This is a genomic window from Myxococcus sp. AB025B (genome assembly GCF_006518215.1).
Classification (GTDB): domain Bacteria; phylum Myxococcota; class Myxococcia; order Myxococcales; family Myxococcaceae; genus Myxococcus; species Myxococcus fulvus.
Map to the genome: position 1 here is coordinate 1 of NZ_SRLW01000413.1, position 6,913 is coordinate 6,913.

Consider the following 6,913-nt stretch of genomic DNA (forward strand, 5'->3'; position numbering starts at 1 on the left):
ACGCCCTCCCCGCCCTCGCCAGCATCATCACCGGCCGGGGCGAGCGGGCCCTCGTCCTGGGCCGCGCGATTCGCGGCGGCGGCATCGAGGTGGTGCAGGCCCTGCTCACCGACGAGCACGGCGTCATCCAGCTCCAACTGGGCGAGAAGGGCCGGGGCGCGTGGCGCCGCGTCATCAAGGAGGGCCTGGAGCAGGGAGGCACCATGGAGCTGCCCGTGGACGAGGCCGCCGCCCTGCTTGCCGAGGCCGCCGGGCTCAACCTGCGCACCCACACCCCGTTCCCCGAAGGCCTGGACGTCGCCCTGCGCCACTTCGGCGTCCAGCCGCAGCTCGAGCCCACCACCCTCCCCGCTCCCGAGCCCGACGACGTCCGCCGCTCGCGCGAGGGCGACCTCCTGCACGAGACGGCCGAGATGGCCGCGTGGCTTCCGCCCGAGCCCGTGGTGAAGCGCCTGCTGGCGAAGCTGGACGAAGTCGTCGTCAGCCCCCTGGCCCTCAGCGACGTGCAGCGACAGGACCAGCTCCAGTCCGCCGTGGCCTCCGTGGCCCAGGACTTCTTCTCCCCGGACATGGCCCGGCGCTACGCCCTGCGCCTGTGGAGGATGGCGGACTTCTTCGAGCGCACCGAGCGGGCCCGGGAGGCCGACGTGGCCCGGGGAGAGGCGCGGCGCCTGTTCCACGGCGCCGACCAGCCCTTCTCCCGCTTCGCCGAGCGCCTCTTCGAGAAGGTCGTCGGCCTGGTGGCGGCCGCGGGAGCCCGCGCCGAGACCGCCACCCAGCGAGCCCCCGGAGCCCGGGAGCCCACCACGTCCGCCGAGGCCGCCCCCTCTCAGGAGCGGCGCAGTCCAGGCGGACTCATCCTCCCCTGAAGCCCCGGGGAGGCCCCGCGCCTCACTCCGGTGAGACGCGGGCGCGCAGCAGCAGGTCCAGGTTCTCCTGCTCCCAGGCCTGGGCCCGCGAATAGTCATGGAAGCGCTTCTCGTGCTCCATGAGCTCGGGCGGATGGATGCACCGCCGCCCATCCTCACCCCGCCGGGTCCGGTAGATGTGGTGGAGCATCTCGTGGAAGACGATCCACTCCACGAAGTAGCGGGGCACCACCGGCTGGTCCAACGCCGGGTGGATGCGGATGACCTTCGAGTCCGCCGAGTAGGAGCCCATCTTGATGCTCTTGCGCGGCCCCTTCACCCGGGGCGCCGGCCCGTAGGTGATGGCCGCGTCGATGCGCCGGCCGAAGTACCGCTCGTTGAGCCGGTCGAAGATGCGCTCCAGGTCGTGCGTCCGCCCCGTCGGCTCCAGCCGGATGCGCTTGCGCATCTGCGCCGGGGACAGCCGCCGGATGTAGCTGCGGTTGCGCTCGATGTAGCGGTCCAACAACGCGCTCGCCTCCGGGTCCCCCTTGCGCACGAAGCTGGCGAGCGCCTGCACCACGTCATCGGGCGCCGCCAGGAACATGTGGTGCAGCCGAAGCCGCCACATCGCTCGCTGACGTTGGAAGGTCAGCATCGTGTGCGTGTTGTCGTGGACCTCCACCGCCACCTTCGCGCGCAGACGCGTGCGGAGGCGGCGTTCGAGCACGCGTCTCCAGACCTTCAAGAGCCGGTTCGGTTCCGGCGCGACAGGAAGCTGTCGCACTACCCGCCCGGCCGTGTAACTCCTCTTCGTCACGATGTTTTTCTGCTTCTTGAGGCGCGCCATGGAGCGCCGGATTCTACGGCCCCGTCTGACATCCGCAATGCGTTCGCCAAGCGGAAAACCTAGGAAATCCAACGACTTAATGGCACTCAAGCCCACCCGGTCCCACTTGTCCGCTCCTGGGGGAGGCCCGCCCATACGGGCAAACGCCCGTCCCGACTAGCGACGCGGCTTGCAGGGCACCGGGAGCACGAGCGGACCCGGGTTCGCCTGCTCGATGAGGTAGGATTTCGTCCCCCGTCCGGTCCTCCGGCCGGGGCAGTCAAAATCGACCCGGAGGGGGCCCGGGGGCAGGCTGACGAGCCGATTGACGGGCAGCCGCTCGCCCCCCTCCTGGCGCAGGACCGTCTTGGGGGGGCCCTCGAAGCGGACCTCCACCAGCGCAGGCGGTGCGGGCTCGACCTTCGCGGGGAGCTCGGGCGCGGCGGCGACGCCCGGTGTCGCGGCCGGCGCCTCGGGCGTCGAGGGCGCGGGGGCGATGCCCGCGGCGGGATGCGCGGTGACCACCGGGGCGGCGGCGACGGGCGCGGGATTCGCGGAGCGCACCGGCACCGTGACGGCCGACGGCTTCTCCTCGAGCGCCTTCTGGGAGAGGTCCCGCGGCGGGATGGACAGGGGCGTGGGGCCCTTGAGCCGGGTGTAGAGGCCCCAGCACACCAGGCTCAGCAGCGCCAGCAGGAGCAGCCCGCCGACGACGACCAGCACCAGCCCTCGCGAGCCGGTGCGCGCGGGGGTCGCGCTCGTGTCGGAGTAGTCGTAGCCACCGCCGTACCCCATGGTGGACTCGTCGTCCTCGCCATCGCGCAGCGAGGCCGTGGGGCTGGTGAGCGCGCCCGACATGCTGGAGTCGGTGTGGAAGTGGTCGTCGTCGTCCCCCACGGCCACGGCCGAGGCGCGCGCCGCGGGCATCAGCGGCCGGGAGGCGGCGCGGTGGCTCACCGTCGCAGGGGTGATGGACACCGACGGCTCCAGTTCCACCGAGGACATGCGCCGCATGGGCGTCGTCAGCGACACCGACTCGGACGTCTCCACGTCCACCGAGGACATGCGCCGCATGGGCGTCGTCAGCGACACCGACTGCGAGGCCTCCTCGTCCAGGGGCGACAAGCGCCGCATGGGCGTGGTGAGCGACACCGAGGCCTCCGCGTCCACCACCGACTGGCGGCGGATGGGCATCGTCATGTCGCCGGGGCCGTCCTCCAGGTCCCGCGGAACCGGCGTGGGCGAGCGGCGCGGCGGCGCGGCCACCGGCGGGGAGGACAGGCGACGCGCGCGCGCGTCCGTGGGCGTGCGGGGGACGGGCCCTTCCGCGAGCGCCGCCGCGCGCGGCGAGGGAGGAGGCTCCAGCGGCGCGACAGCGCGAGGCGGCGGCTCCACCGGCAGCGGCCCCGACGCCGCGCGCCTGGCGGGCGTGGGCGGCGCGGTGAGCGGCTCCGGGGTGATGGGACCTCGCGGCTGCGCGGAGGACACCTCCGAGTGCGTGCTGGAGCGCCGCGCGGGAGGAGGCGGCGTGCGGCCCCGGCTGCGCTGGGGAATCGTGGACTCGCCGTCACCGGCGTCCTCGTCCTCCTCGTCCCGAAGCTGCGACAGCACCGAGTACCCCGTGGGCGCCGTGCGCACGGCGGTGGACATCTCCGAGTCCACGTCCTCGTCCACGGGGGGCGCGCTCCGGGCGCCGCTCGGCAGCTCGCGCGGGCGCGCCATCTGCGTGGCCGGCTCGGGCTCGTCCCGGTAGCTGGCGGCGGGCAGCCCGTCCGCGGAGTTGCGACGCGGCGTGGGGCGCGCGGTGAGCCCGGGCACGGAAGCAGGCGCCGGCTCCGCCATGGGCGTGGTGGAGGACAGCGTGGGCCCGGTGACCTCCAGCGGCGGCAGGCGCTGGGGCATGGACGAATCCAGCACCCGGTTGCCCGCCATGGGGACGGTGGCGTTCATGCGGCCCGCGGGCTTGGACACCGGGATGTGGAGGATGGTGCGCTCCTCCTCCTCGCCCATCAGCCGCGCGATGTAGTCGGCCACGTCCAGGCTCTGCTGCAGCGAGCCCGACGCGAGGAACGCCTCCAGCTCCGCGTGCACCACCGACGCGCGCGGGTAGCGCAGGTTGCGGTCCTTCGTCAGGCACCGCATGACGATGCGCGACAGCTCCAGCGGATAGTCCGGGCGCAAGAGGTGCGGCGGCGTCGGGTCCTCGAAGCGGATGGCGTAGAGGATTCCCTCCGTCGTCGGCTTGGAGAAGGGCTGCTTGCCGGTGGTGATTTCGTACAGCATGGTCCCCAGCGCGAAGATGTCCGCGCGGTGATCCAACCGCTCCTGCGACACCTGCTCCGGCGCCAGGTAGAGGAACTTGCCCTTGATGACGCCCGGCTTGCTGCGCTCCATGAACGCGCCGGCCTTGGCGATGCCGAAGTCGACCAGCTTGACGCGCCCGTCGTAGCCGATCATCACGTTCTGCGGGCTGACGTCCCGGTGGATGAGCTCCAGCGGGCGGCCGTCCACGCCCCGGCTCTGGTGCGCGTAGTCCAGCCCCGACGCCACCAGCGAGCAGATGCGCGCCGCCACGCCGCACGGCACCGTCGCCCCGAACTTGAACTCCTCCAGCACCACGTGGCGGAGGTCCACGCCCTCCACGAACTCCATGGCGATGAAGATGTTGTCGCCCTCCTTCCCCAGCTCGTGCACCTGCACGATGTTGGGGTGGTGCAACTGGGCGGCGATGCGCGCCTCGTCCAGGAACATCTGGACGAACTCCGGCTCCTCCGACAGGTACGGGAGGATGCGCTTGAGGACCACGAGCTCCGGATCCGGCGGACGCTGCGCCAGGAACAGCTCCGCCATCCCACCCACGGCGAGCCGCTTGATCAGCAGGTACTTTCCGAACGGGATGGCCGTCTGGGGCGAGCTCACGGAGGGAACGAGGCGTCTGACAGGGTGGGACAGGTTGGACTTTTCCCGAGCTTACCCACAATCAAAGGGTTGGGGGAGCCGGGGGCCCACATCGACCGGTAGCGGACACCGTCCTGGGGCGCCCGTCCAAAAAGAAGCCGCCCCTCCCGGCACGGGCGAGGGGCGGCGACTGCGCGGATCATCCCCGGGGGGATGGGCCTGGAACTACGGCGCCGCGACGGTGCCGACCATGTCCGGGTCGCAGTTCATCGGGTACAGCACGTAGGTGAACTTGTTCTCCGTGCCGGGGATGACGCCGTCGCCGTAGTCGTTGCACGTGAAGCGGGTGCCGGCGTCGGTGGTGGTCGTGCCGCCGTCCACGCACGGGGTGTTGGTGAAGGTCTCCCAGACGCCGCGGATGCCGTTGGGGAACGTCACCGTGCCGCCATCATCCGCGGACACGCGCAGGTCGCAGGTCTGGTAGGTCTTGTAGTTCGCCACCAGCACGCCGCCGGTCACCTCGAAGCCCAGGTAGTTGTCGTTCGTCGGATCATCCGGGTACTGACGGAAGGCCGGGGGACGGGCGTTGGTGATGGTGATGGGGCCCGGGATGTGGACGCGCGAGCCGGCGTACTCGGGGTTGGGCTGGGCGGTGCCGCCCTCGGCGTTGCCGAAGTTCGCGGGCGCCTCGTTGTCCGCCAGCACCTGGCCGGAGCCGCGCTTGTTGAAGGCGATCTTCCCGGTCGCGCCACTCACGTTGAGGCGGAAGTCGTTCTTGATGACCGGACGGTACGCGTCACGGCCGGCGGGCACGTTGTCGTCCCCGTCCGGGAGGAACTCACGGTACAGGCCCGTGATGTCCAGCACGTCGCCGACCACGGGCTCGTACTTGCCCGCGACGGTGGTCTCGTGGTCGGTGTAGTACTTGTCGACGTAGATGCCCTCCTTCGGGAAGCACGGGCTCACCACCCAGAAGCGGGCGATGATGTCACCGGAGCTGCCCTTCTGGATGTTGCTTACCGCCGTCACCACCACGTTGTTCAGCGAGACCCGGTCGCCACGCTCCGCGGTGGTGCGCAGCACGCCGATGGGGCCCATGCCATTGACCGGGGCCGGACACGAGGACGGGCCCGCGTCAGGAGGGCCCGCGTCAGGGGGGCCCGCGTCGCCACATGCCCCCGTGCAGCCAGGACCGGAGTCGGGCGTACCGTTGTCGTCATCGTCACGACCAGAGCAGCCCGCCACGGAGGCCAGTACAGCCGTGGCGACCAGCGCCGCCGCGCCAAGCGTCTTGCGCAGTTGCATTTCTCGTTTCTCCATTCTTGTCGCGGCGCCAGGGGTTGATGTCGACGCCGGTCGGTCCGAGGATGTCGGCCTTATACCGGCGCCCGGAGGGGGCCGGCAAGGAACCCCCTCCCCCGCAGGTGACACCCGCGTGAAATCAGGGAACAACCCATGAGAGCCCCGCCCGCTTTTCTCCGAGGACTGCGGCCCACGCTGCACATCTCGCACCGCGGCGGCGCGCTGCTCGCGCCCGAGAACACGTTGGAAGCCTTCCGTCAGGCCGTGGAACGGTTCCGCACGGACATGCTGGAATTGGATGTGCACGTGACGCGCGACGGCGAAATCGTCGTGGCGCATGACGACACATTGCAGCGCTGCACGGATGGCATCGGACAACTGGCCGCGCTGACGCTCTCCGAGCTGAAGCGATTGGACGCGGGGTATGGCTTCACCCCGGATGAAGGCCAGACGTTCCCGTTCCGGGGCCGGGGCGTGCGCATCCCCACACTCAGAGAGGTGCTGCGGGCCTTCCCGGAGTTGCGCCTCAACATCGAGCTCAAGCCGGACGTGCCCGGGCAGGAGGAGCTGCTCGCCCGGCTGCTCGAGGACGAGGGCGCCGTGGACCGCGTCTGCCTGGGTAGCGAGCAGGACGCCGTGGGGGAGCGGCTCGCGGCGCGGCTTCCGGACGCGTGTCACTTCTATCCGCGTGAAGCGCTGGCCGCGCTGGTCATCGGGATGCGGAGCGGCGAGCCGCCGCCAGAGGACCCGCGCTACACGGTGCTCGACATGCCGCTGTACTTCGGCGAGGTGCGGCTGGTGGACGCGCAATTCCTGCGCGAGTGCGCCGAGCGCGGCAAGTGGGTCAACGTCTGGACGGTGGACGATGCGGCGGAGATGACCCGCCTCATCGAAGAAGGGGTCGGCGGCATCATGACCGACCGGCCGGACCTGCTGAGGCAGCGAATGGACGCCACCACCAAGGCGGGTTAAGCCCCGGTTCCATGCCTCGTTCCAGCTCGCGCCCGTCCCCCTCCCCGGCCGCTGCCCCGAAGCC

At 71.1% G+C, this 6,913-nt stretch carries 5 protein-coding genes; 2 read left to right on the top strand and 3 right to left on the bottom strand.

The annotated features are described in order from the left end of the window. On the top strand, positions 1–869 hold an 869-nt coding region (locus FL311_RS44515), incomplete at its 5' end, for a hypothetical protein (RefSeq protein WP_141332794.1). A gap of 22 nt (positions 870–891) precedes the next feature. Here the strand turns inward: FL311_RS44515 and FL311_RS39405 are convergent. The 3 genes from FL311_RS39405 to FL311_RS39415 form a co-directional block, all read right to left on the bottom strand. Then, positions 892–1,698 carry a hypothetical protein gene (locus FL311_RS39405; RefSeq protein ID WP_141332795.1) on the bottom strand — a complete coding sequence of 269 codons (807 nt, stop codon included), beginning with the start codon at positions 1,696–1,698 and terminating at the stop codon, positions 892–894. A gap of 156 nt (positions 1,699–1,854) precedes the next feature. Continuing rightward, positions 1,855–4,596: a serine/threonine-protein kinase gene (locus FL311_RS45700; protein ID WP_228557387.1), complete on the bottom strand. Its 2,742-nt coding sequence runs from the start codon at positions 4,594–4,596 to the stop codon at positions 1,855–1,857. Between the two features lie 204 nt (positions 4,597–4,800). Beyond that, the gene (locus tag FL311_RS39415) at positions 4,801–5,880 is read right to left on the bottom strand and encodes a hypothetical protein (RefSeq protein WP_141332796.1); all 1,080 of its coding nucleotides are present in this window, start codon (positions 5,878–5,880) and stop codon (positions 4,801–4,803) included. 150 nt (positions 5,881–6,030) lie between these two features. Here FL311_RS39415 and FL311_RS39420 point away from each other — a divergent pair, with 150 nt between their 5' ends. Next, a complete protein-coding gene (locus tag FL311_RS39420; protein WP_141332797.1) occupies positions 6,031–6,849 on the top strand; it encodes a glycerophosphodiester phosphodiesterase in 819 nt (272 codons plus the stop codon). Positions 6,850–6,913 lie beyond the last annotated feature (64 nt).

Bases quoted from the DNA above. Each gene is read 5' to 3' on its own strand.
- FL311_RS39420 (WP_141332797.1), top strand. From the start codon at position 6,031: ATGAGAGCCCCGCCCGCTTTTCTCCGAGGACTGCGGCCCACGCTGCAC.
- FL311_RS39405 (WP_141332795.1), bottom strand. From the start codon at position 1,698: ATGGCGCGCCTCAAGAAGCAGAAAAACATCGTGACGAAGAGGAGTTAC.
- FL311_RS39415 (WP_141332796.1), bottom strand. From the start codon at position 5,880: ATGCAACTGCGCAAGACGCTTGGCGCGGCGGCGCTGGTCGCCACGGCT.